The 24,657-nt window shown below is 32.7% G+C and carries 18 protein-coding genes; all 18 read right to left on the bottom strand.

Annotation, left to right across the window (positions count from 1 at the left end):
* Positions 1–9: 9 nt before the first annotated feature.
* Entirely contained in the window at positions 10–3,192 is a 3,183-nt protein-coding gene (locus M9897_07620; GenBank protein MCO5268747.1) for a type I restriction endonuclease subunit R, read from the bottom strand.
* A 15-nt stretch (positions 3,193–3,207) separates the two neighbouring features.
* Positions 3,208–5,214: a DUF262 domain-containing protein gene (locus M9897_07615; protein ID MCO5268746.1), complete on the bottom strand. Its 2,007-nt coding sequence runs from the start codon at positions 5,212–5,214 to the stop codon at positions 3,208–3,210.
* A 1-nt stretch (position 5,215) separates the two neighbouring features.
* The gene (locus M9897_07610; GenBank protein ID MCO5268745.1) at positions 5,216–6,679 is read right to left on the bottom strand and encodes a DUF262 domain-containing protein; all 1,464 of its coding nucleotides are present in this window, start codon (positions 6,677–6,679) and stop codon (positions 5,216–5,218) included.
* Positions 6,680–6,689: 10 nt separating this feature from the next.
* Complete coding sequence (locus tag M9897_07605; protein ID MCO5268744.1) at positions 6,690–7,853, bottom strand: restriction endonuclease subunit S; 1,164 nt, start codon at positions 7,851–7,853, stop codon at positions 6,690–6,692.
* Positions 7,846–9,384, bottom strand: coding sequence for a type I restriction-modification system subunit M (locus tag M9897_07600; GenBank protein ID MCO5268743.1), 1,539 nt, complete (start codon positions 9,382–9,384; stop codon positions 7,846–7,848). The genes M9897_07605 and M9897_07600 overlap by 8 nt, the downstream gene beginning before the upstream one ends.
* 546 nt (positions 9,385–9,930) lie before the next feature.
* On the bottom strand, positions 9,931–12,060 hold the full coding sequence (locus M9897_07595) for a DEAD/DEAH box helicase (GenBank protein MCO5268742.1): 2,130 nt from the start codon (positions 12,058–12,060) through the stop codon (positions 9,931–9,933).
* Entirely contained in the window at positions 12,057–13,373 is a 1,317-nt protein-coding gene (locus M9897_07590) for an ATP-binding protein (protein MCO5268741.1), read from the bottom strand. Before M9897_07590 ends, M9897_07595 begins: the two co-directional genes overlap by 4 nt.
* Positions 13,370–15,331: a hypothetical protein gene (locus M9897_07585; GenBank protein MCO5268740.1), complete on the bottom strand. Its 1,962-nt coding sequence runs from the start codon at positions 15,329–15,331 to the stop codon at positions 13,370–13,372. The genes M9897_07590 and M9897_07585 overlap by 4 nt, the downstream gene beginning before the upstream one ends.
* Before the next feature lie 273 nt (positions 15,332–15,604).
* Positions 15,605–17,362 carry a carboxypeptidase-like regulatory domain-containing protein gene (locus tag M9897_07580; GenBank protein MCO5268739.1) on the bottom strand — a complete coding sequence of 586 codons (1,758 nt, stop codon included), beginning with the start codon at positions 17,360–17,362 and terminating at the stop codon, positions 15,605–15,607.
* Positions 17,363–17,623: 261 nt separating this feature from the next.
* Positions 17,624–18,655 (bottom strand): S41 family peptidase, encoded by a 1,032-nt coding sequence (locus tag M9897_07575; GenBank protein ID MCO5268738.1) that lies wholly within the window; start codon positions 18,653–18,655, stop codon positions 17,624–17,626.
* Between the two features lie 423 nt (positions 18,656–19,078).
* Positions 19,079–20,110, bottom strand: a complete 1,032-nt coding sequence (locus M9897_07570; protein ID MCO5268737.1) for an aspartyl protease family protein — start codon at positions 20,108–20,110, stop codon at positions 19,079–19,081.
* A 59-nt stretch (positions 20,111–20,169) separates the two neighbouring features.
* Positions 20,170–20,523, bottom strand: a complete 354-nt coding sequence (locus M9897_07565; GenBank protein MCO5268736.1) for a hypothetical protein — start codon at positions 20,521–20,523, stop codon at positions 20,170–20,172.
* Between the two features lie 244 nt (positions 20,524–20,767).
* The gene (locus tag M9897_07560; GenBank protein ID MCO5268735.1) at positions 20,768–21,163 is read right to left on the bottom strand and encodes a hypothetical protein; all 396 of its coding nucleotides are present in this window, start codon (positions 21,161–21,163) and stop codon (positions 20,768–20,770) included.
* A 28-nt stretch (positions 21,164–21,191) separates the two neighbouring features.
* Complete coding sequence (locus M9897_07555) at positions 21,192–21,875, bottom strand: DUF4468 domain-containing protein (protein MCO5268734.1); 684 nt, start codon at positions 21,873–21,875, stop codon at positions 21,192–21,194.
* A 191-nt stretch (positions 21,876–22,066) separates the two neighbouring features.
* On the bottom strand, positions 22,067–22,801 hold the full coding sequence (locus M9897_07550; GenBank protein ID MCO5268733.1) for a hypothetical protein: 735 nt from the start codon (positions 22,799–22,801) through the stop codon (positions 22,067–22,069).
* Positions 22,802–23,114: 313 nt separating this feature from the next.
* On the bottom strand, positions 23,115–23,606 hold the full coding sequence (locus tag M9897_07545) for a hypothetical protein (protein ID MCO5268732.1): 492 nt from the start codon (positions 23,604–23,606) through the stop codon (positions 23,115–23,117).
* 17 nt (positions 23,607–23,623) lie between these two features.
* Positions 23,624–24,073: a hypothetical protein gene (locus M9897_07540; protein ID MCO5268731.1), complete on the bottom strand. Its 450-nt coding sequence runs from the start codon at positions 24,071–24,073 to the stop codon at positions 23,624–23,626.
* Between the two features lie 248 nt (positions 24,074–24,321).
* Complete coding sequence (locus tag M9897_07535) at positions 24,322–24,555, bottom strand: hypothetical protein (GenBank protein ID MCO5268730.1); 234 nt, start codon at positions 24,553–24,555, stop codon at positions 24,322–24,324.
* Positions 24,556–24,657 lie beyond the last annotated feature (102 nt).

The following is a 24,657-nucleotide window of genomic DNA, read 5'->3' as shown; positions in this document are numbered from 1 at the left end:
TTTTTATGGTTAATAAATGTGTAAACCTATTTCAGGACAAGACAGATAACCGTATTTTCTCAATATTCTTTTTACCGCAACTTTCAATTTGGCCTTTACACTTTCTTTAATTGTCCAGTCGATAGATGCGTTTTGTCTTATGGTTTCTGTCAGCACAACGGCAAGTTCTCTCAATTTGTCTTGCTGCATGAGTTCTCTTGCACTGTCGTTGTTGGCAACTGCTGTGTAAAAAGCAAATTCAAAATCTGATAAACCCATGTGCTTGGCTTCATTGTCCATCTCCACAATGTCTTTGCTCAGGTTTATAAGTTCTTCGATTACTTCTGCTGCTGTCAATATTTTGTTGTGATATTTCTTGATAGAGTTTTCGAGCATTTCTAAAAATGTTTTGCTTTTAACAAGATTCTTTTTAGCTCTTGATTTTATCTCGTCATTCAAGAGCTTCTTTAAAACTTCTAAGGCAACATTTTTATGCTCCATTCCTTTCAGTTCCAACAAGAACTCTTCGGATAAAATAGAAATGTCGGGTTTCTTAATTCCTGCTGCATCAAAAACATCAATTACTTGTTCGGAAACTAAAGCCTTGTCAATGACTTGGCGAATGGTTGTTTCAATTTCTTCATCTGTTCTTCCTGACCCTGTTCCGTCAAACTTTGCCAACCTTGCTTTTACGGCTTGGAAAAACGAAACTTCGTCTTTTGCATCCATAGCTTGGTCATGAGGTATTGCAATGGCAAAAGCTTTTGACAATGCTGTTACTTCATTGATGTATCTTTTCTTTCCATCTTGTAGTCCTAAAATGTGTTCTTCGGCTGCAAGTATTAACGATAACTTCTTTGAAGTATCTGCTTCAAAATAAGTTTCATATTCAAAACCATGATACATTTGAGAAACAACTTCTAATTTCTCCAACATCAATTGAACGGCTTGTTCTTGTAATATAGTTGGGTCGCCTTTTCCGCCTGCATCAGAATAAAATGCCAAAGCTTTTTTCAAGTCTGCTGCAATGCCCAAATAATCTACAATCAAACCGCCTGGCTTATCTTTATAAACTCTATTTACCCTTGCTATGGCTTGCATCAAATTATGTCCTTTCATTGGTTTGTCAATGTAAAGGGTGTGCATACTTGGTGCATCAAAACCTGTGAGCCACATATCCCGAACGATGACCAATTGTAATTCGTCATCAGGATTTTTCATTCTCTCTGCAAGTGTTCTTCTTTGTTCTTTGGTGGTATGATGTTTGGAAATCTTCGGACCATCTGAAGATGCCGAAGTCATGACCACTTTTATCACGCCTTTATTCAAATCGTCTGAATGCCATTCGGGTTTCAGGTCAATAATTGCCTGATACAAATCGGCTGCAATTCTGCGACTCATGGAAACAATCATTCCTTTGCCTTCAAACACTTCCTGACGTTGGCTAAAATGTGCAACTATGTCTTTGGCTATATTCTTAATTCGATTTTCACTACCAACCAAGGCTTCCAATTGTGTCCACTTGGCTTTTGCTTTTTGTGTATTGGTTAAATCTTCTTGTTCTAACTCATCATCAAGGTCGTCAACTAATTGTTTGCCTTCTTCACTTAATTTCACTTTTGCCAAACGGCTTTCGTAAAAAATACGAACGGTTGCTCCATCTTCAACGGCTTGGGCTATATCGTAAATGTCCACATAGTTACCGAAAACTGCTGGTGTGTTTACGTCTGTGCTTTCAATGGGTGTTCCTGTAAAACCTAAATATGTTGCATTTGGCAAAGCATCACGCATGTATTTGGCAAAACCGTAAACGATTTTCTTTCCAACCACATTTCCCTGTCCGTCTTTGGCATCAATAGTTTTGGCCTTAAATCCGTATTGGGTTCTGTGTGCTTCGTCTGCGATTACTACAATGTTTTTTCTGTCAGAAAGCAATTCATACACATTGCCTTCTTCGGGTTGAAATTTTTGCACGGTTGCAAACACTACACCGCCCGAAGCAACTTTCAATAAATCCTTTAATTGGTTTCTGTCCTCCGCCTGTACTGGTTCTTGTCTCAGTAATTGTTTGGATGCTGCAAATGTGTCAAAAAGTTGATCGTCCAAATCGTTGCGGTCTGTAATTACAAGTATGGTCGGATTGTCTAAAGCCAATACGATTTTACCTGTATAGAAAACCATCGACAATGATTTTCCACTTCCTTGCGTATGCCAAACCACACCGCCTTTTCTGTCACCAATAGGTTGATTTTTTACTCCCGGCACTCCATAGCTTTCAGGAGATTCCATGACCATACTCAAGGGCGTTTCATTTTCTACGGTAAAACCTGTTGCTCTTAAAGTTGATTCAACGGCTCTGTTTACAGCATAATATTGATGATATGCAGCTAATTTTTTAACGGTGGAAATGGTGGTAATACCCGTTACTGCATCTTCTTTTTTCGATTTTTCAAAAACAATGAAATGCCTGATTAAGTCAATCAAGGTTTCTTTATTCAACATCCCTTGAATTAATGTTTCTAACTGACTTACCAAATGCGATGCTTCGGCTTTTCCGTCTGCCGATTTCCAAGCCATGTAACGACTAAATCCCGCAGAAATCGAACCTGCTTTAGCTTCTAAACCGTCAGAGATAACCACAAAGCCGTTGTAAGTGAATAAACTAGGAATGATGGTTTTATAAGTTTCTACTTGCTTGAAAGCAGAATTAATCGTTGTGTTTTCGTCTGCTGCATTTTTTAATTCAATAACTACCAACGGAATTCCATTGACAAACAAAATAACGTCAGGACGTTTGTTGTTCCCGTTTTCTATGATGGTAAATTGGTTGGCTACAACAAATTCGTTGTTGTGCGGATTCTTGAAATCAATCAGCCAAACTCTGTCGCCCCTGTCATCTCCATCCACACGTTTTGAAACTGGAATACCTTCTGTTAAAAGACGATGAAAGTTTTCATTGTTGGTAAGAAGTTCAGGTGAAGCAATACGCTGAATTTCTTTTATAGCTTCTGTCTGTGCATCGGTTGGAATACTATGATTTATTCGCTTAACGGCATTTTGCAACCTCTGCACCAATAGCACTTGCTCAAAACTTTCTCTTTCAGGATTTTCTGAATCAGGTGCAATATCCGGTGCATAGATATACGCATAACCGAGTTTTTCGAGTAACTCGATAGTGAAGGTTTCTATGGTGTTTTCGGTTATTCTTGTCATTTGCTAACCCTATTTTTAATTACCCAAAAGAATATTTTCCATTTTTTCCTGATGTTCTTTTATATCATCGTAAATCCACTCTAGGCCAGTTTCTCGATTATTTTTCAGTAAATTATCCTTGCACTTTTGCATCATTATCATAAACTTTATGGAAGCAATACTCACCTGTTTAATTTTTCCTCCATCTAAATAATGACTCAGTTTTGCATTTGGGTCCCAATTATTTCCAGAACTATTCATTTCGCTACCAATCATAGCATAATTACCAAGGCAATTTATTTGGTCTTGTGATGGCCTACCTTCTTTTCCATCGCCTTTGGATTGAGGATAGAAATGTTCTAAACTTCTTCGAGTTCTCGAAAAATAGAACTGTTCAAAAATTTTTAAGCCAAAGTCACTACAACCAAGTGTGTCAAAAAAGGCTATTCTTTCAGAACTTCCTTCTTTTGTTTTTTCGCCTCTTAACTCATTAAAGTATTTCTCCCACAATTTATAGTCTAAGTAATTAAATACAAATAATGGAATCCCGTTTGATTTTACTGTACCATCACCATAAATATTAGAAAAATCTAAATTGATATTTTGCAGTTCAGTACCAAGCTTGTTATTACTTAGGATTGTGATGTCAAAACTACCTGGATTGGGCGTATTAATCGCATTCAATTTACTCTGATCTAAATAAACATCAATGAAGTACTTATCTGCCAATCCTTTTACAAATTCATAATAGTTTGCAACATCGCTACCTTCATTAAACAGATGTAATAAACAATAGAACAAGTAATTTTTCCTTTGTCTTGCTGTGAATGAAACTTCAAACATAGAAAGTAACTGCACCAGTTTTTGTTGGATTTCACTTTCAGCATCCAGATTCTTCAAATATTCGTTTTTACCCTCTTTTTGCCAATATTGTAACTTCCATGGATTACTTTCAATTGTGTCGTTTTCATTTGAATGATGCACTATGTAGTTGTCTAGGAAATACTTAGATTTCAATAAATTGAAACCAAACTCTTTTACAAACTTCTCATCAATAGTTAACTTATCAAATTCCCGAATCAGTTCTTTATCATCAAGTGTAAAATTAGATGGATTGAAGTTAGGGTCTTTTATTCTTGTGATTTTAAGTACAATCAGTAATAAATTTGAAAAATCTATAATCGGTTGAAAGCTATCTAAGTTATCATCTTTAGCAGACACATCATCTGCGACTTTTCCTTCTAAAAGTGAAATAATTGACTTTTTTCCTGCCCCAACTTCTACTTTCGGTAATTCATCAAAACTTGTAATTATGAAATCAGAATGTGTTTTTCCAAAAATGGCTTCCTGCCGATATTTCTGCTGAATATGCACATTCATGATGCTACAGTTTTCCCATAATTGGCTGAATGTTACTTTATCTTCTTCATTCAATTGTTCTATTAAACGTGCTTTTATAATTTCGTGTTTTTCAAGTTGTTCACCTCTTGAATTCATTATTTCGAAGTAATGATTTAAGTCTATATCTCTAGGGACATTATAGTGTATAATGTGAACGTTTTCCTGAAAATACTTTTTGAAATTTTCTAAATCCTTTTCCGGAACAATCTTATTTAGTGCATTTTTAGCATAATTGAAACCATTGATAATACCATTGTCTTTTTCATCAATATTAAATAGAGGGATACTTAGAATGGTATCATTAGATTTTTTTCGTGCCCTATAGGTTAATTTGTTTTGACGGGGTACGCCTAGAGCAGAAAGCACAAGGTTAATGGTGGTAAGTCGTTGTTGTCCATCGATTACTTCATATACTTGGTCGCCTTTATGATAGGAAACCAATGTACCAATGAAATAAGTACCTTTTTTACTTAAACTACTATTCAGAAGATAAGCATCGTACACATCTTGGATAAGTGCAGTAATCTCATCATCTTCCCAAGCATAATTTCGCTGATAAATAGGTACTTCATAGGTAACCTGATTACCGTTATATATGTCTGCTATCGACTGTTCTTTGAGTGGTAAAACATTCTTTGCCATATTATTCCTCAATAAATTTATTCACCTTGAAATAGTGTAGGTAATTTTGATAAATTCCGTTCACCTCTATATCGATATCCTCTTTTTTTGCTACGATTTTACTCATTGAGAGTGGACTTAATTTGTCGGAAAGCGAGCTTAACAATGCAATTGGAGAATCTGCCTCTGTTATCATTTTGTAAATGTTGAATGAATTTTTAACCCCGGCTCCTAAAATATAATTTTGAGCAGATTGCCACCCAAGATTATAGTATTGTGCCCTGAGCGAGTATGCCCAAATAAAAGCATACATTACGAATTGTTTTTCCAACATTTCTTTATCCGTTTTCGATGGTCGTTCACTGGGACAGAACCTATCTACATAAAGCAATACAGCTGTATCGAATAACAGACGCGTTATTCCATTGCCGACTCCGTTTTTGTATGTTCGTAAGTTGAGTGTTTTAACGATTTCATTATCATTGATAAAATACCCTTCATATTTATCATTGTTTTGAATGTCTTTTAAGATTTCAAAATAGTGTTTGGCATAGTCAAAAAATGATTTTCCCGAAATTATGGGGGTATCTATCTGAAATGGTTTAAGGTCGTTCATACCGGAAACAAAGGGCATTGAAGATTGATTGACCATATCCGCATAGGCAAAAGCCCCTTTAAAAAACTGCGCATAAGGATAATTTCCGTTGCGGCTTATCCCTTTGAACTTTTGAATATTATGTTCATTAAGCTCCCAAGCTCTGTTTCCTTTAATCCATTCTTTCAGTCGGTAGAGGTAATCGCTGAATAAAAGGGACAACTTCTTCTGGTCCAAATCTTCCCAGTCTTTTACCGTTTTTTCGGTTTGAGCAATATCCAAATTGTTCATTTCTCTTAAGTGATAAGCCTTTAACAAATCATGCGGATATAGCTTTTTACCACGAGCATTTTGAGAATCAAAAAACTGAAATGCTTCGGAAATGTCCTCCGTAATAACAACGATGAGTTCACAATTATTTTTGATGTAATCCTCAAGTTCTAATCGTTCCCGATTATCAGAAATATTATGTATGCGTCTTTCGAGGGTTCTATAGTTATTGGGAATGTTTCTCGAGTTATAAGCATCATCAGTTAACGACTGATTTAAGAAAGGAATTGAAGCTCCGTACTCTTGATTTATAGCCATAAGCAATAGCGAAAAAGTAATGGTACGTTGTTGTCCATCTACAATATTGTACACCGATTGTTTTGCATCAAAATGAAGGATAAGAGTTCCTACGCGGTAAGTCTCTTTATTTTGGTTTTTTGCCTCAATAATGTCATCTAATAGTTGGACAGCATTTTTGGTTGTCCATTTGTAAGGACGTTGATAAGGGGGAATTGCCAAATTGATAGGACTAATAGTCTTCCCCTCCGCATTTTGGCTAATTGTACTATCCAAGAGCAGGTCACCAATTTTGGTTATGGCAAGTTGTAATGCTGTACTCATATTATTTTTTTTAGGCCTTTTCTATTTCCACCCTTACATCCCCACTCATCAACTTCGGCAACAAAGTATCTCGCAATGATGTGAGGGTGCGGATTTGACCTGCATTTTTTTCAATCTTATCAAACAAGGGCACTACTTTCTTTTTAAATTTAGCCATTGACATTTCATCAGGAATAAAGGATGGGTAAGATTTGATTTTGCCAACATTTAGATTTTGTTGTGCTGAACCTGATGCCATCGCATTTAATTCATCTCTTTGGCTTTTGAGAAAGAGATAAATAAATTCTTTGCAACAAATTTTATTATTGGCAACTAACCCGCAAGCAGCTTGATTAAATGATGCTTGATTGCCAAGTATACCAAGTCTTCCAACTGTCGGTGCCGCATAAATAGCAATCAAAACAGTTCCTTTTGGAAATAATTTTGCAGACGAGTTATCCAGACCATCTTGCGTAATTTTTGATATGCTTTCAAATAGATAGTTGTCGTTAAGTTCTTTGGTAGAATACCAATTTATGTTGCCATTGTAATACGATTCTATTTTGGTCAAAGGTGTGCCGCCTGAATTTATTTGAGTGCATAAATCTTCTAAATTGCAATTCTCCCACTCTTCCTTCGCTTCTTCCACAAACCACTGCCTAAACAGCGTTTCAGCCATTTTTTCTAAGGTGGCGTTTTGGCGGTGCAGCAGGTCTATTTTGTCGTCTAAACTGCTGAGGACGGAGGCAATGGCTGTTTGTTCGGGGAGAGGGGGGATTAAAATCTCTAATTCCTCTAATTGATTTCTTGATATATTTGGAAAAGTTGAGCCAGTAGCACTTGCAAGTAAGAGTTCTAAATTATGGTCAATAATTCCTCTTATAAAATACCTGTAGTTATCTCCTTTTTTGTGTCTTATTGCTGCCAATCCTCTACCTATTGCATACTTTTTATCAGACCAATTCATTTTTCCTGTGGTAGAGCCTCTTACGCAAAATAGAATGTCATTTGGTCTGCTTAACCGTTTTGCATCAATTGTATATTGAACAGCTATTGGATTTCTGGCCCCAAATTCTGTAGGTCCATTTAGTAAAGGAATTCCTTGTCCATTAGAATTACAAGTATCACCACTGGGTGATTGTCCCATTTCAATTTCAGCAATTTCTTTTAATGTGCCCTCTTTCCACTCACTCATTGATATTAATCTTTAAAAGGTTAGCAGCAATCATTTCATTCAGTTTTGCTTCTTCTTTAAACTGGGCTTCCAACTCGGCTTTTAAGCTGGCAAAGCGCTCTACAAAATTAAAGTCGTCTTCTTCATCAGGTAAACCCACATATCTGCCCGGAGTAAGCACATAGTCCAATTCTTTTACCTTGCTAATAGGAGCAGAAGCACAAAAGCCAGCAATGTCTTCATACTTGCCATCAAGGTTTCTCCAATTGTGGTAAGTGCTGGTAATTTTGTCAATGTCTTGCTGTGAAAGTTCACGGGTTCTTCGGTTTATCAAATGCCCTAAGTTTCGGGCATCGATAAATAAAATCTCGTTGCTTCGGTCTCTGAATTTTCCGTTTGTACGGTTTCGGCTCATAAACCATAAGGCAGCAGGAATCTGTGTATTTAAAAACAATTTGGCAGGCAGGTTTACAATACAATCAATCAAACCGTTTTCAACCAATGCTTTTCTTATGTCGCCTTCGCCTGATGTTTTAGAAGTCAAAGCACCTTTTGCCAAAACAACACCAGCTTGTCCGCTTGGTGCTAAGTGGTAAATGAAATGTTGCATCCAGGCAAAGTTGGCGTTGCCTGTTGGCGGTGTACCGTATTGCCAACGTCCATCGGTTCGCATTAAATCACCTCCCCAATCACTCACGTTAAACGGTGGGTTGGCAATAATATAATCGGCTTTCAGGTCTTTGTGGGCATCATTCAAAAAAGAACCTTCGTTGTTCCATTTCACTTGTGAACTGTCAATGCCACGAATAGCCAAGTTCATTTTGGCCAATCGCCAAGTGGTTTGGTTGCTTTCTTGTCCGTAAATGGAAATATCGTTTACACGCCCTGCATGGCTATCCACAAATTTCAAACTTTGCACAAACATACCACCCGAACCACAGCAAGGGTCAAAAACACGGCCTTTGTATGGCTCCAACATTTCAACCAATAATTCTACAACGCTTCTTGGCGTATAGAACTGTCCGCCTTTCTTGCCTTCTGCAAGGGCAAACTCACCCAAAAAATATTCAAAAACGTGTCCAAGCACATCGGCACTTCTTGCTTTGGCATCACCTAAGGCAATGTTTCCAACCAAGTCAATGAGTTCACCCAAACTTGTCGGGTCGAGATTTTGTCGGGCAAATACTTTGGGTAAAACCCCCTTCAAGGAAGCGTTTTCTTTTTCAATGGCATCCATTGCATCGTCCACAAACTTTCCAATTTCAGGTTGTTTCGCTTTCGACTGCAAGTAAGCCCATCGGGCATCCTGCGGAACAAAGAATACATTTTCTGCTTTGTATTCGTCTTTGTCTTCGGGGTCTGCACCGTTTGCTTCGTCTGCTTTCAGTCTTGCATATAATTCTTCAAAAGCATCAGAGATATATTTCAGGAAGATTAAACCCAATACAATATGCTTGTATTCGGCAGCATCTATGTTCTTTCGGAGTTTGTCCGCTGCTTTCCAGAGTTGTTTCTCTAAAGGTTCTTCCGTTGTTGCTTTTTGTTTAGCCATTATATTCTGTTAAGTATTAATTCGTTTAAAGTCTGCTAATTTAAGTTTTTAATGCCCATTCTCGTCATTTGGTGCGGTGGCAAAAAATGGCTCTTTTGGTTTTGCGAAGGGTCGGCTTGTGTGTCGGGCAAAACCAAATGTGCCATTTGCGGGTTGGCATTGAATTTCAAAATATTTTGTGCGGTGGGAAAAAAAATAAAACACAGAAGGGTAGGCAATGAGTGTCGGCTTACTCGCTGTCCGTTTGTTGTATCGTTTTTATGTCCTTGGTCACCTGTCAAAATGGTTTACTTTTTCTTGTTTATGTCAGTCGTTTCGATGTTGTCGTGTCGTTCTCTACGCTTGCTGGTAACGGTTCTCAAATAGGCAACGGCCACATTTTTACGTTAAACTTAGATACGAAGATACAATTTAATTTATACAAGAAACGTGGTGCGAAGCATTTATTGTGGCTGGTGCTTATTTGATGTTATGCCATGCCCAGTTGTTATTGCGAAAGTGTTAAACTAAGAAAAAAGCAAATTGAAATAATTACTCTTAAATAGCTTATTCATTGTCAATTAACTTGATTGTGGTTAATAATTTCTTTGTTTGTTCTATGTCAAAATATCTATTTTTCAATAGTTTGATTTGATAACGTTTTGGTAAATAATTTCCCCATTTAGAAAAGTCTAAAAGTGTCGGTTTGGCTTCTATGAGCGTTGAAATATGTGTATCAATATCAGTTAATGGAACCGATAAATAATCCCATTTAGAAATCAATTCTTGTTTAGAAACTTTAATTTCAAATGAGCTATTACCGTCGTCAAATATATTCTTAATTCCAGCGATATTCAAAAGTAATTGTATCGTCCTGTTGACTCGTGTCCCAGTAAATGTGAATAGTTGTAGATATTTTTCTGCAGTTAATAAAGGTCTTTCAGATTGCAAATCCCTTATGTCGAAAACAGCGAAATCTTTTCGCATCATTTCAATTTCATCAAAACTTGGTTTATCAAGAAAGTCATATTCAGTCTTAGAATACAATACCTCAAACATTTTCTCTCTAATCTTTTGATGAACAACCGTGCCACCACCAAAAAACATAGGCTTTTTCCCGTCTTTTGCTGGAATTACTTCTATTTTTTTCGCTTTTTGGTCAACGAATTTAATCTTCCATATTTTTGCAGATAGCAATATGTTTTCATCTTCAATAATTTGGGGCGAAAAAGGCACTTCTCCAATTGTATTTCCTGCATTTACAACTTTAAAGTTCTCTTCGGTTTTGAATACGCTGTAAAATTCACGGCTATTTACAACTTTCTCGCCATCAACACCGATGATAACCTCGTGTTGAAGTTTTTCAAGGAAATCAATTTCAATCAAATGTTGAAGTATTTCTTCAATTTCAGATTGCTCAATTAAATTGAAAGCTGAATTTTCTTTTAGTTGTCTTATCAGTTCTGTTAATAGAATTCCTGAATGACCTTTAGTTATAGACAATGCTTGATGAACTAAAATATCATAAGGTTTCACATTTATTTCGGGTGGTTCAATAAAACCCTCTTTGTATAAAAGCCAGCAAGCTATAGATTGTAGTAAAGTCCATTGAGTAGTAGCATAAAGGAATAATTTACTGCTTTCACCTTCTTTTCTTCCGCTTCTACCAACTCTTTGAATTAATGAAGCAATACTGTGAGTTGCATCTATCTGAACAACTTCATCAACAGAACCTATATCAATACCAAGCTCTAAAGTTGATGTGCATGAAATACAAAAGTTATGTCGCTTATTGTCCTTTGCAAAGGACTCAACATATTCTCTTACTTCTCTATCAACTGAAGAATGATGTGAAAAGTAATTTGGATGTCCATTTACTCTCTCAGATATTTTTTTGAGTTTTACTGCTACTTCTTCTGCCCGTCCTCTGCTGTTTGGGAAGATTAAAACTTTATTGTCTTTGGTTTCAACATATAAGTCTTTCAAAAGTTCTAAAGGCAATTCTTCATTTTCATTTTTAAAAAAGCGGAATAGAACATTGATATCTTTTGCAGTTCTGTCTAATAATACTTTGGTTTTTAACTCATCTCCAGTAAATCTCTTTGCTTCATTGTAATCCCCAATTGTTGCCGAAAGACCTACAACACTAAATGAATTGGAATTAACCCTTTGAAGTCTGCTTAAAATAGATTTCAATTGAGTTCCTCTGTCTGTTCCAATAAAAGAATGTATTTCGTCAATAACAACATATTTTAGATTTGAAAATAACTGTTTAACATGGAATGGTTTATTTACAAACATTGCTTCTAATGATTCGGGAGTGATTAAAACAATTCCATTTGGCTGTTTGATTAATCTATCTTTCAAAGTTTTATTTGCTTCTCCGTGCCATTTTGTAACAGTTACATCAAGGTTTTTGCAAAGTTCTTCAACACGATAGAATTGGTCGTTTATTAAGGCGATTAATGGCGAAACATATAGGACTTGGACGCCAGAATCATTAAAGTTTACTTTAGAAAGTATTGGTAAGAATGCAGCTTCCGTTTTTCCTGATGCTGTTCTTGATGCTAAAATAAAATTTTCATTAGAGCTTAAAATTCTTGAAATAGCAGCGTTTTGAATTGGTCGTAGCTCTTCCCAACCTTTATCATGAATGAATTTTCGTATTGGTTCTGAAAGTAATTCAAAGGAATTCATAATTCTTCTATATTATCCAATTGAGAAAGGTCGTCCGGTCGTTCATCTCTTATTTCTATTTCACCAAACAGATTTTTTTTATCCACTGTTGGATTTTGTCTAATAATATTTAAGATATTTAGAAAATTCCGAATAACATCTCTAGGTGTCAAAAACTCTGACACACCTGGTTTGTTATATATTTCCTCCATAAATTGCTGAATTTCCTCGTCTGAAACTTCAATTACTGTTTTATAATTAAAATCGAAAATTGATTTTAACTTTTTCAATAAAACAAAAATCTCGTTATGATCAAGTGGAAATAGTTTTAATACAGGTTGAGAAAAATCTCTTATTTCTGCTGTCTCATATTTATTGGTTGCAAGTCTTGTTTTTAAAGCATCATAACTGAATAGACCTCTACGCTGATTCTCTAGAAATTCTTTTGTACCTGCAAAATTGAAAAATAAATTAGATACTTTACCTTGAAAACAGTCATTATATATAGTTAAGATTTTTTCATAATTCTTTGCTCTCATTACAGAAGTTGAAATCTTGTAAAGATTTATTGCTTCGTCTAAATTTATCATAAAACCACTATAACCCATACTTACAAATAGCTTACAGAAATTCTTAAGCATATCATAATAATTAAGGTCATTAATTATCTCTCTAACTCCTAAATCTTGTCTTGCTTCTGTTTTTGTACTGTACTCACCTTTTAACCATTTTAAAGCATTCCGTCTAAGCTGCTCATCTCCTATAATATAACCTTCATAATATTTCAAAATAACAGTTCCAAAATCGAAGCCACCTACTTCTGTGATTTCGTTTATAGTTTTCATTATGTTGTTTTGAATGAGTTTCAAATATTGCTCATTTCTGATTTCAACAAATAAAATGTTGTTTTCATCTGCCGTCTTTGTAATTACTTGTTCAATCCATTTTTCTAATAGAGTAGGTAAAGCACCGCCTTCAGGTTTTGTTTGGATTGAAATATTATCCATTATTGCAGAATATAGAGCAACTCCTTTTCCGTCATTAGAGTACAAACGATTATCGGGTGTAAAATCAGCATTAGTAACAACAAACTTTTGTTTTAACGCAACGGTATTAAGCAAGTGAAGCATAAATGATTTGCCCGAACCGAAATCACCTATCCAGAACTTCACCATACTATGACCATTCTTTACATCTTCTAATGCGGATATAACTGCATTAATTTCCTCAGAACGTCCAACTGTTATGTGTTGAATGCCAATCTTCGGTACTACTCCTCCAGTTAAAGAATTGATTATAGAAGTTGCTTCTTTTGGTTTTATATTGTTCATCATATTGCTTTTATTTTTTCAAAATATTCAGGTATTATAGTATAATAATCATCTTCTTCCTCGATTAAAACATCATCTAAAATTTCATAACAAGTTTCATTAATACTATCAATAACTTGATTTTTTAAAAAACCTTTAGTCTTTACAAAATCTTCAATGTCAATTTGAGGAACCGACAAGTTGTTTTTATGAAATAATCCTAAAACAGAAATTTGTGTAGGATTTAAAGATAATTCATTCAAAAACATCGATTGATGAGATTCTTCCTTCTTTTGAGTTAATTCAATCATAATTTCATCATTGCTTATTTCTTGAGACTGGATTGAATTGTTTTCTTCTTCAAAGTCATCACGCAAATATTCATTTAGGAGGTCAACCGTTCCTGCAGATTGTTGTTGTACTTCTTTGATTGAGGTTTTATCCAATTGTATTTTTTTTCGTTTTACTTCATAAATTTTTGTAACAGATTTTAATGCCTTTTCTAAATCTCTATCTAAAATTAAATCATTAATAATCTGCTTAAAATCCTGAATTTGTTCATCGGTTTTAAAAAGGCTTTTTTGGATAGTTTTTGTTAGTTGTTTGTTATCAAAATTGTCAGAGTCTAAATCATGATAAATATATTGAACATAAAATGATAATGACATTAATTTGTCATACTTAGAAATGAACTTTGAAGCTTCGTAGAAAATATTTTCAATATAAGGGTTTCCTTGATTTCTTTTGGCTAAATTTTCAATAGCGTTCTTGTAGTCTTGTAATTTAGTTTTCTGAAAAGTATCGGATAAATGTTTTAGCTTATGTTTATATCTCGACCGACTATAGTTATTTATTTCAATTTCACTTTCAATGTCTATTTCCTTAATTCCGGAAATACTTGAATCGATAAAATCCTGAATAACGATTAATATTTTCTCATTAAAAAGATTAACTGATTCTTTAGTTTTTAAATAGTATTGTATGTCACTTTTTCTCCCAACTTTGAAATAATCACGTAATGAATTTTCACAAGTTTTATAGACACATTGATAGACAACATTGTTAGAGCTAATATTGTAAGTATTGCTGTATAATCTGAAGTTTATATTGCGTTCTTCACCAAGAATAATCTCGATTATGTTAGTTAGTTTCTCAACTCCATACCTTTCTTTGAGTACTTTAATACAACCTAACAGTAGAGTTACTAGTTGAAATTCGCAGAATAGTATTGAATTAAATTTATTATTGGTGTCAACTAATGAATTTAAAATTGTTATTTCATCATCTTTTAAATCCAATTGAAGTCTATATTTATTACCTAATCTATTGTCATTGTAGTAATGTTTTTGAACAGTGTTTTCCTCTTGTGATGATGATTCAAAGAAAATCTTTTTTTCATCATTTAAAAACATTGTACTAAATGTTTTAACTTCGGGGTAATTCTCGCCTAAAGATTTAAGACGATGTTCCAATAAATTAATGTTTTTATGAATTTCAAATTCTTCCAATATGTCAAATAGCAAAATAAAAGCATAATTTGAATTTCCTTCCAAATCAAAGAATATGTCATTTAAAAAATTAATTTTATAGATTTTGTAAAATTTCTTTTGCTGATTTGTTGCGTTTTCGATTTCAGAATAAGAGGAAATATTGCGGGTTTTCCACACAGGAATACCATTTATAAACTTCTTTAAATTATTACTTGTACTTATTTTATAGGATTGTCCTGTTACATCAATAATAGAATCGTCTTTAGCAGCTGTTTTAACATTTGATGACGATATATTTGTTTTTATTTTTGGACTTTTGTTCACATCGTGTTTTTTTACATCTGAAAACGCTTTCTGTGTTTTTATAGGCTTCCTTGTTTTGAATAGTTTATTTATTGAGCGAATTAAAAATTGAAAAACCTTAAATATTAAGAGTATTAATAAATATATTAATAAAATACAAAAACCAACTATTATTAAGATGTCTTCCATATGATTCTTATTCAAATACCAAAGATAATAAAAACAAGTCTTTTGTCCTTAAATCATCTTATTCAAATTGTCTGATTATCTTAAAGATATATTTAGTCGCTTATAATCAATGGTTTCTTTTTACATGGGTTTGGCATAACGGTTCTCAGCTATACGCAGGCAGGGATTTTAACCACTGAACTTCCCACGAAGAACTGAACTTTAAATCTACCACTTTCCTGTCTTACGAAGCACGAAACCCCTGCTTGCGTATAGGTGATGTTATGCACAGGGTTATTTTTCATTTTTGTATGGTTGAAATAATTCAATATTGTCTATCCCCAATTTTTCGTATACAATGTTGTTATATTTTATTATTTCTTTTTCATTTGTCCCTCTCTCAACAGCTTTTAGATACTCATTTCTTTTAGTTTCAAACTGGTTCATAAAGTCGTTATAAATTTCTTTTACTCTATATACATTGTTTTTTGAGGCTTTTAATTTTTCTTCCAATTCTCGTCTTGCAATTTCACATAGGTCAAAGTAAATATTTATAAAGCAATGAGTTTGATTATCTATTGGAAGATGATAAAAACTTTCATAGGGGTCGATTACTGTGGAAGTAATAATATGGGTTGAATCTTTGTAAGAATTAATGTCAAAATAAATTTTAACGACAAGTTTGTATTGTTCTGACTTAAATCCAGTTGTTACATTAATAACAGAAGTGTCTTGCAAAATTTCACGAAATTTTATCCTATTTTTTGACCAACTAACGTAAGGGTGCTCAAAAAGACCGTTTTTTGAAATATTATTGGATTTGAAGAGGGTTATATTAGTTAAGGAGGAACTGTCAGCAAAAAAAAGTTGATTGGCATTGATACTATCGTTCATGCGATATTCATCATTGTAAGTCCAAAAGAAATCATTGTAAGGCATTGTGTTTATTTTTCGATAGTCGCCAATGTTAAAATCTTTAAAATCAAAAGATGGTAGGTTAAAGGAGTTCTCATAATCGTACGCATATAAAACAGCATTAGTCAGGATTGTATAGTTTTGCTCTTCCGTTTTTCCAATTCTGCTTATATAATCAATTTTGTAAATAAAGTCGGTGTGTTTAAATACTACTTGACCACTTGACATATTGAAAGATTGAGTTATGAATAAACTGACATTAGAAATTTTATCTGATGGAAATAAAGGCAAGAATGGATGTTTTAAAGTGTTATCACAATTTAATGTGATTTTTAGAAGATGATTCTTTGTCTTATTAATCCATAGTTTTCCATGAAAAAATAATCCTGTTGTGTCTTTAGGCTTATATTCAATTATGTATATTGAGTCATTAGCCTCGTCAAGATACTTACTATCCAAATTAAGGTAATAGTTTTTCCTTAATTTCGATTTAGTTAGTTCCATTGGATTCGTTGGGAAATGGTCATTTTTTCCAAATATGTTTAACATAAGTAATGCTCTTGAACTTTCTAATGAAGCAAAAATACGGTTGCTAGTAGGGCGTAAAGCTATTCTTCCTGCCTTCAAATGTATGTTCATCAGTTTATATCCCCTCACGTCAATGTTGTAATAACCTTCTACAAGTTCTATTTGACTGTCATTTACAAAACTCTTTAACTCGTAGTACGCTTTCGATTTCCTTTCAATATTTGAAATAGATTTCTTGCTTGCTTGTATTAGTTCAAACAAATACGCATTGTCTTTTGGTGTTACTATTATTTCGTTTAATAAAAGAATGTTTTCCTCTAGAAAAATAAGATAGTTTTTTTTGTCTGCTTTAATCTTTATAGTTTGCTCCTTGTAACCAATGGAAGAAATAGTAATTGTGTCTGTTACTTCATTGATTAAAATTCTAAAATAACCGCCTGTATTACTTATTGTTCCTTTTTTTGAACTTTTGTTGTAAATATTTGCGAATGGAATAGGTTCATTTGTCTCCTTATCAAATATTTTACCCTCTATCTCAATTTGATTTTGACCAAGCATTGATTTACTCAAACCCAGGAAAAAAAGTAATATCCAAAAAAATTCTTTCATTGATTGCTATTTTGTTAATTCGTGCGTTGTCTAACCTTGTGCATAACGGCTGGTGGCTCAGAGAAGTGGCAACTTTTAGAGTAAATTTAAGCACGAAGCATAAATTTCTTTTTTTCGACAATCTTCAAAACGAAGCATTTATCTTGCCATTTCTCTGAACCACGGGTTATCGCTTCGGTGTTTTTCATTTTTAAGTTACATTCTACAAAGATTTAATTTACATTTTTTATTAACAAACAGCATATAAAAAATCAAAATGAATCAATGAATTCCTTTTTTCTCGCTTAATAAATACGCTTTGATAAATGCGATTTTATTTTTAGTGTTTTTTGGAATTAAAATATTAGGAGTATAACCGTGTTCATCAAAATTTTCTCCTTGTTTTACTCTTAATGAACGAGAAGTTGGTATTGCCATTGCCCGACCGTAAACTCTATCAAAACCAACGATGTTTGAAAATATTGTATGATGATACGAGGATGGTAAAAATTCAAAGTATATATTGGAGTAATCCAATGTACCTGATGTATTTCCTGTCCCAAAAGTTATTACCTTATCGCTTAATGTCGCTTCAAGTAAGAATTGTTCTGCACTACTTGCATTTTTTTCATCCGTTAAAATGGCGACTCGTATAGGTATTGGATAAATTGTATCTAATTCATTTTTAACAATATCTGCACCAAATGGATTTACAAAAGAACCTTTATTTGCTTTCATTGCTTTTAGCATTGCTTGTTGTTGTTGTTTTGTATCTTCTGGCAAATTCGGCATTTTTAAAATATTTTCAATTCGAGCAATATTGTCATCGCTAGACCAAAATTCTGCAACATCAATTGCATATGTTTTTTTAGAAAAAATATAAGACAGAATCGGATCATAAGCATAATCTACGCCTCCTTCATTTCCTGTTATGTCAATAATCAAAAATGGTGTAGTAACAATTATTTTATGATTTGCATTAATAATACTGTCGATTTCTTCAGCATTTTTATTTCCATTTATATTTTCAGTAGCGAAAGAAGGCAACGTTAAAAGACAAAAGTTATCATCTATTTTTTGAAAAGACGGAGTTTTAGCTGGCTTATTAAATGTTGAAGGGTCAGAGACTTGCATATATATGTGTCTATCATTGAAAAATGACATATAATCCTTTAACAGTTTATCACATTTTTTAAAATCAGTTGTGTTTTTAGTCTGTTTTTCAATTTCTTCAACTAATTTATTATACTCATCTTCTCTATTCTCTATTTTATCGTGAAATCCTGCATAATTTAATTCAATTTTTTCTTTCATCTTTTTATAGTCCCAAGAACAGTTACATTGGCGACCTAAATAATAATATGATATTCCGCCAACTAAAATTAGTGCAACCGATATAAGAAAAAATCTTAATATTATTTTAAATGTCTTCCTTTTCATTCTTCATCTATGTTGTCGGGTTAATTCTGATTTTACCAGTGGATTAAATAATTTTCCACATCTTCTTTCATTATTATTTTCAATGAAAATTACAAACAAATGTATTGTTTTTATTTGATTAATGATAATCTTAAACTATGTTTACCCTACACTGAGCGATAACGGTTTGGCACCTTGTGCAGGCTGGCTCTTTACGTTAAACTTAGACACGAAGATACAAATATTTTTCTTTCGATAAATGGTAAATCGAAGCGATTTACCCAGCTTGCACAAGATGACTTGTTATGCACTGGCTTATTATCTGTATTTAGTTATTGGAACGTTTATGTCTGTAACTTTGAATTCGTCTGACTCATTAATTTTTTTTCCTAAATAAGAAGGAGATATTGGTTCATTAATCTTTTGATATTGAGACATTATTGTACCGTTAATTATTTTGAAGTTCGGGAAATAATATTGATATTTTTCTACTTTTGGAGTTAGAACAATATTATTAGAATTTAAAATATAAAACTCTCCAAAGGGTTTGAAAAAAGACAAGCCAATAGTGTTATGAGTACCTATTTTACGTCGATTTGAAAATGGAATTTCTTCAATATTAAGATCCCCTATTTTAATATTTTCCATGCTAATATATGAAGTATCTTCAAGATAACTACTTGTTATAGTGAAATTATAGGTGTATGATTGAAGTATATTTGCTTGGTTGGTTTTGATTAAAGAATCAGGTTTATAGGTTGCTATAATTAAACTTGCACCTGTGTCAATAGTGTAAGAAGAAGTATCTCCATTATTTATTACATAAGTATCAATTACTCTAGTGCGTTCATTTTCGTAATGAGTGGGGATGGTAAATAAGCTATCAGAATTAGGTTTATCCTTTTTATCTATACGGATTACTTCCAATTTCTTTAAGTCAATTTTCCAATCATATTTGTTTATTAAATCAGCGCCAATAATACCGTCAATATTCAGATAATCCATAAAAGCAGGCTTATTATTCATAATTAGACAATAACCTTTATTTGCTGCCTTAATCGAAGGTATAGTGATTTTTTTTCTAATTATAGAAACATCAGAAGATTTACCATACACGTCAATAGCCTTCACGGTTCTTGATTTTGATAAGTCAATATTACTTTGATTGAAAATGACACTAATTTGTGCACCTGTATCAAAAATAAAACGATAGTTATTACCATCTAAATTTACTTTTAAAATAATCAGTGTTGTATCATTGTTAGTTTCAAAACTTGTTTTATACTTATTTTGACTAAAACTCAAAGAATAAGTAAATATTAGTAGGGTAAAAGATATAAAATATTTCATGATTATTCAAATAAAAAAGTACAACAATTTTGAGATTGTTGTGCTTTAATTAAAATTAATTACCATTCAAACCAGATTCTAATATAAAATCCACCATCCTTAGACCATCCCACATCTACACCGCCTTTTCTAACTCTTTGTGCTACTGGCAAAGTGTCATCAGTAACAGCAAGTTCTATAGGATACCTTTTTTCGATAGCTCTTGCTATCATTTGTCCGACTTCTTCAAGATAAGTTTCAGAAATACTTTCTAAACATCTTTTTTGTAAATCAGAGAAACAGAAGTTTTCCAGCGCCCATGCTTTCAGGTCAGTTCGAATCATCTGTGCTTGCTTTATTCTCTCACCATCGGAAAGAACATAAAGCTCATCTAGTTTTAATTTGGCATTCTCGCCATTCCAAATACGTCCCATAATGTTCGTTTTTTTATGTTTATTTTTCAAATATTACGAATTATTTTCATAAAATACAAATTTTTAATTGTTAAATTTGCTTGTGCATAACGGTCGGCGCTTTGCGTTCGGGCGGATTTTAGCGTTAAATATTAGTACGAAGATAAAAATTTTTTCTTACGAAAAATGTTAAATCGAAGCAATTAACCCGCCTGACGCAAAACGACAGGTTAGAGGCATTATAATCATTTCTAAACAATGAGATTCATTCATTATCCTCTTGTAAATATTTTTTAAACAACTTCTCCCATTTTCCTACCCTTTCATCATTAGGATAGCTCTTAATAATAGTTTCTAAAAATTCTCGACCCTTTGGTTTCTGTTTAAGTTCAGCAAAGAGGTTTACAACGACAGGAACATCTCTAAGAAATGTCTGATAACCTAAGTTTTCTTTATTTTCTTCAAGTAGCTTAAAGTTACTTAATAACAATTTAAGCGCTTCTTTCTTTTTGTTTGTAAATAACAAATTAGTCGCTTCAATCAATCTTTCTGTAGCAAATGTTAAACTATCGTAATCATCACCATATATATCTTTAATTGACCCATTAACATTGCTGTTATTTGAAGATAAATCTATTTTTTTATTTTTTTTGAACCACATATTAATATAGATTTAAAGTTATTAGTTTTTACCAATCATCCTTTTTTGACATTTCATTTTCAAGGTTTTTAATTAAATTAATTAACTCCGAATCCTCTTTGTTTGTAGGGTTTATTTCTAATTCATTTATTACTTCAGATATTTTATTATCTACACTTTGTTGCCATTCTTCTTTTGCTTTTTTTGATAATCCTAATATTTCATTTTTACCAGAGTAATAATATTTTTCTCCGTTACAACTGAATTGACCAATACATTCAATATAAGAATTATCTTTATCGATAGTTAAAGCTCCATTAACATAACCGTATCTTATAAATGTTTTTCCTTTTACAGAACCAATTTTATTAATATCTTCTAATTCAACTTTTTTTAATTCGATGAAAGGCTCAATAGTTATCGTATATCGATATTTATTATCTTTAACATCAATTGCTATTTTAATATTTCTATTAGCATTGCCGTTTTTTACAATTCCTTTTCCAATAACTTTTCCAGATGTTTCGTCTTTCATCTGAATAACATCATTTGCAGATTTAAAGTTATTTGCAAAAAATGAAAGAGCATTACTATAAAGATTAGCTTTATTCATTTCAGGAACTTCAACTATCTTTTCAATTTCTTTGTTAGTATTTTCCTCTTGGCAAAAGCTAAATAAAGGAATGGATATTAAAAGTATAACCGCTAAAAATTTGTTTGTTTTATCTAACATTATTATTTGTTTTTATTTATTATTAAATCGTTAATTGCCTCTAACGTTTCGCAGCTAAGAAACGTGGGGCATTTTAACACCGCATCGCTCTCGGCCGGGAAAATGTTTGAACCAAAGTACAAAATGTCTCGCTACCTGATTGCGCCCCATGTTTTCTTAGATGCTGTTACAGGCAGTGTTTCTTTTCTAAATCATAAATCTTTTTTTATTTCGATTTCTCCTTGATAATAGTACGGGTGTCGTTTTCTGAACATAGAAAATGTTTGATGTCTCAGTTTGTTCTTATTTATTGAGAATCTCCATTTCTCATTGTCATCTATCCTATAGCTGTCAGGGTAACTCATGCCAAAATAAATACTTACTAAATTATTATCTCTGAGCATATTAGATGTAATGTGAACTGGCCTATTGTCTAAATAAGTTGAATAGACTTTAATAGTGTCAAAATTTCTCGGGAATAATAATCGAACTGTATCGCCAGCGAAAAAGAAATTCTCATGAATTGTCGAGTCTGGATATTCGAATGTTATCATTTCAATAGGGATTTGATAGTCCCAAGTTGAAAATGCGGTGAACATAATGCTGTCTTGAATTTCTGTCTTATCAAAATAAACTGTGTTGACTTTATTTCGGTCGCTATTATCAGGTTGAAAAATGAGTCTTCCATGTTTAATTTCATATGTTCCTTTGATCGGATCTAAGTTCAACTGTCCTGCTACTATTTGGACAAAAGTTGAATCTTCTCCCAAGTAAAGAATCTCAACATAGTCAAATGGTGTCGGTTGTTGATATACTTTGTAAGTTTGTTCACTAAGTATCGGCGGGTAGAACTGTCCATGATTGGACCAGGATGAAGAAAGTATGCGGTAATGACATCCGCTTGTAATCAAGGAAAGAATTGCGAAAATGATTGTTATTCTGTTCATTTTTCGATTAATAAAAATGTTGTAATGTACTGTCGCCCCACATTGCCTGTAACGGGAAGCTACTACTCGCTGGCCGACTTTTAGCATTAAACTTAGATACGAAGATAAGACTTTTTTCTAAAGATAAATGTTAATCGAAGTAGTTATTTCGGCTTGCGAGTAATAGCATGTTATGAGAGGGTTATTTTCCTTTGTCTTTCGGCTTTTTATCCTCATCCAATTGTATCCTTTTATCTTTTGATACTTTAGGTATAATTAATTTTTCAGTAGTCTTTTTGACATTTTGCTTTGTATTTTGTTTCTTATTCATAATTCAAATCATTTTTGATATAATAATTGACACAATCGACAATATGATTCCTAATACAGCTAAATTCAAACCAATGTTAAATATTTTATTTTGTTTACTAACTTTTTTAGCGTTAGCAACAAAGGATTCTCGTTTAGCTCCTATTTCAAATAATATTATGTCTTTAAAATCTTTATTTACAAGAGAATCAAGTTGATTTGGATTAAACCCTTGATCCAGTTTTTCTGACTTTAAAATTTTAACCATTAAAATAATCGATAGAAGAACCGATATTAATGAGCAAATAATTAAATAATTTAAAATACAATTTTCCACTTTTGTATTACTTATAAATAAAGGCGTAAAAATTGATAATATTGAAATGACTATACCTGCTTTAAAATGATGAGTTCTATAGGTAGATATTTGTCTATCTAATAACTCCTTTGATTTTGTCGATAGATAATTTAACTTCTCTATTGTTTCCTTTTCTAATGTGTCTTTTTCTTCTATCATCAGTTCAGAAAATTGTACTATCTAACTAGTGGTAAATCATTATCATCGATTATGATTTCGCCATTTTTATCGAAACAAACAAAAGACATAACTTTATCCCTAACTCCATAAGAGTTTTCTGCACTACCCATAAAAAAAACTTCAATATCATTGTTGTTGGGAACGAAGTATATACTTGCGATTTTTGGATATTGATAAGTCATTTTGTGCTTTATCTTGGCATCTGCATTTTCTATACCTTTATTTGCAATTTCTAGAATTCTACTGTCTGAAAGTTTTAGAGAGTCTTTAATGCTTTTACCAATTGAAAATTTAATTTCATCAATGTCGATTGAATTATTGCTTTTTGTGTTTATTAATAACTCGTACTCATTATTTTCCGAATTAAAAGTTATTTTGTCATATTTATTTCCACAACTAACAAGAAATAATGCTGTAATCATCCCTAATAATACTTTTTTTTTCATTTCCTTAAAATTTAAAATTTTCCTACTCGTTAGCTTTTCGGATTCCGCTCCGTTTTTTAAAATGGTTTCTGAACTCCATTTTAAATTTTTGATAAAATGATTGATTACTCGAAGTCAGAAATTGACCTCGAATTTGACTGTTTAAATAATGTAACGGTGGTTCACGTCCTTGCCTGAATCCGTTACGAAGTGTTGGTTTTAACTCTCTCATAACTCTATACGATTGTATCGTTATTTTTCTTTCAAATTTACATAAAATTAGGAACAAAAAATACCCATCCCCATTTTTTTGAAAATGAAGCCAATAAAGCTAAAATAAAGAAAATTGATGATACAATGAAGTTGAACGAAGCCTGAGTAATAATTGAGCTTGAGATGGTTTTAGGAGCTATGGGCATGGTATTCTCTCGAATAATATTTCGATGATGAAAAAGCGTTTTTAATTGCTTTTTTGGGCTCTGAAAAGAATAAACCCCATTCATTCATATCGTTTATTTTTACAATATGTTACCGATAAGACATACCTATCCCGTTACGGTTTTGTCCCGTTTTAAAAAAAAAACTATCTTGAGTCAAAGAGCGTT

The organism is Brumimicrobium sp. (assembly GCA_023957385.1).
In the GTDB taxonomy this organism is placed as follows: domain Bacteria; phylum Bacteroidota; class Bacteroidia; order Flavobacteriales_D; family Crocinitomicaceae; genus Brumimicrobium.
The sequence above is the reverse complement of the archived record's forward strand: the minus strand, read 5'-3'. Positions and strand labels throughout refer to the sequence as shown.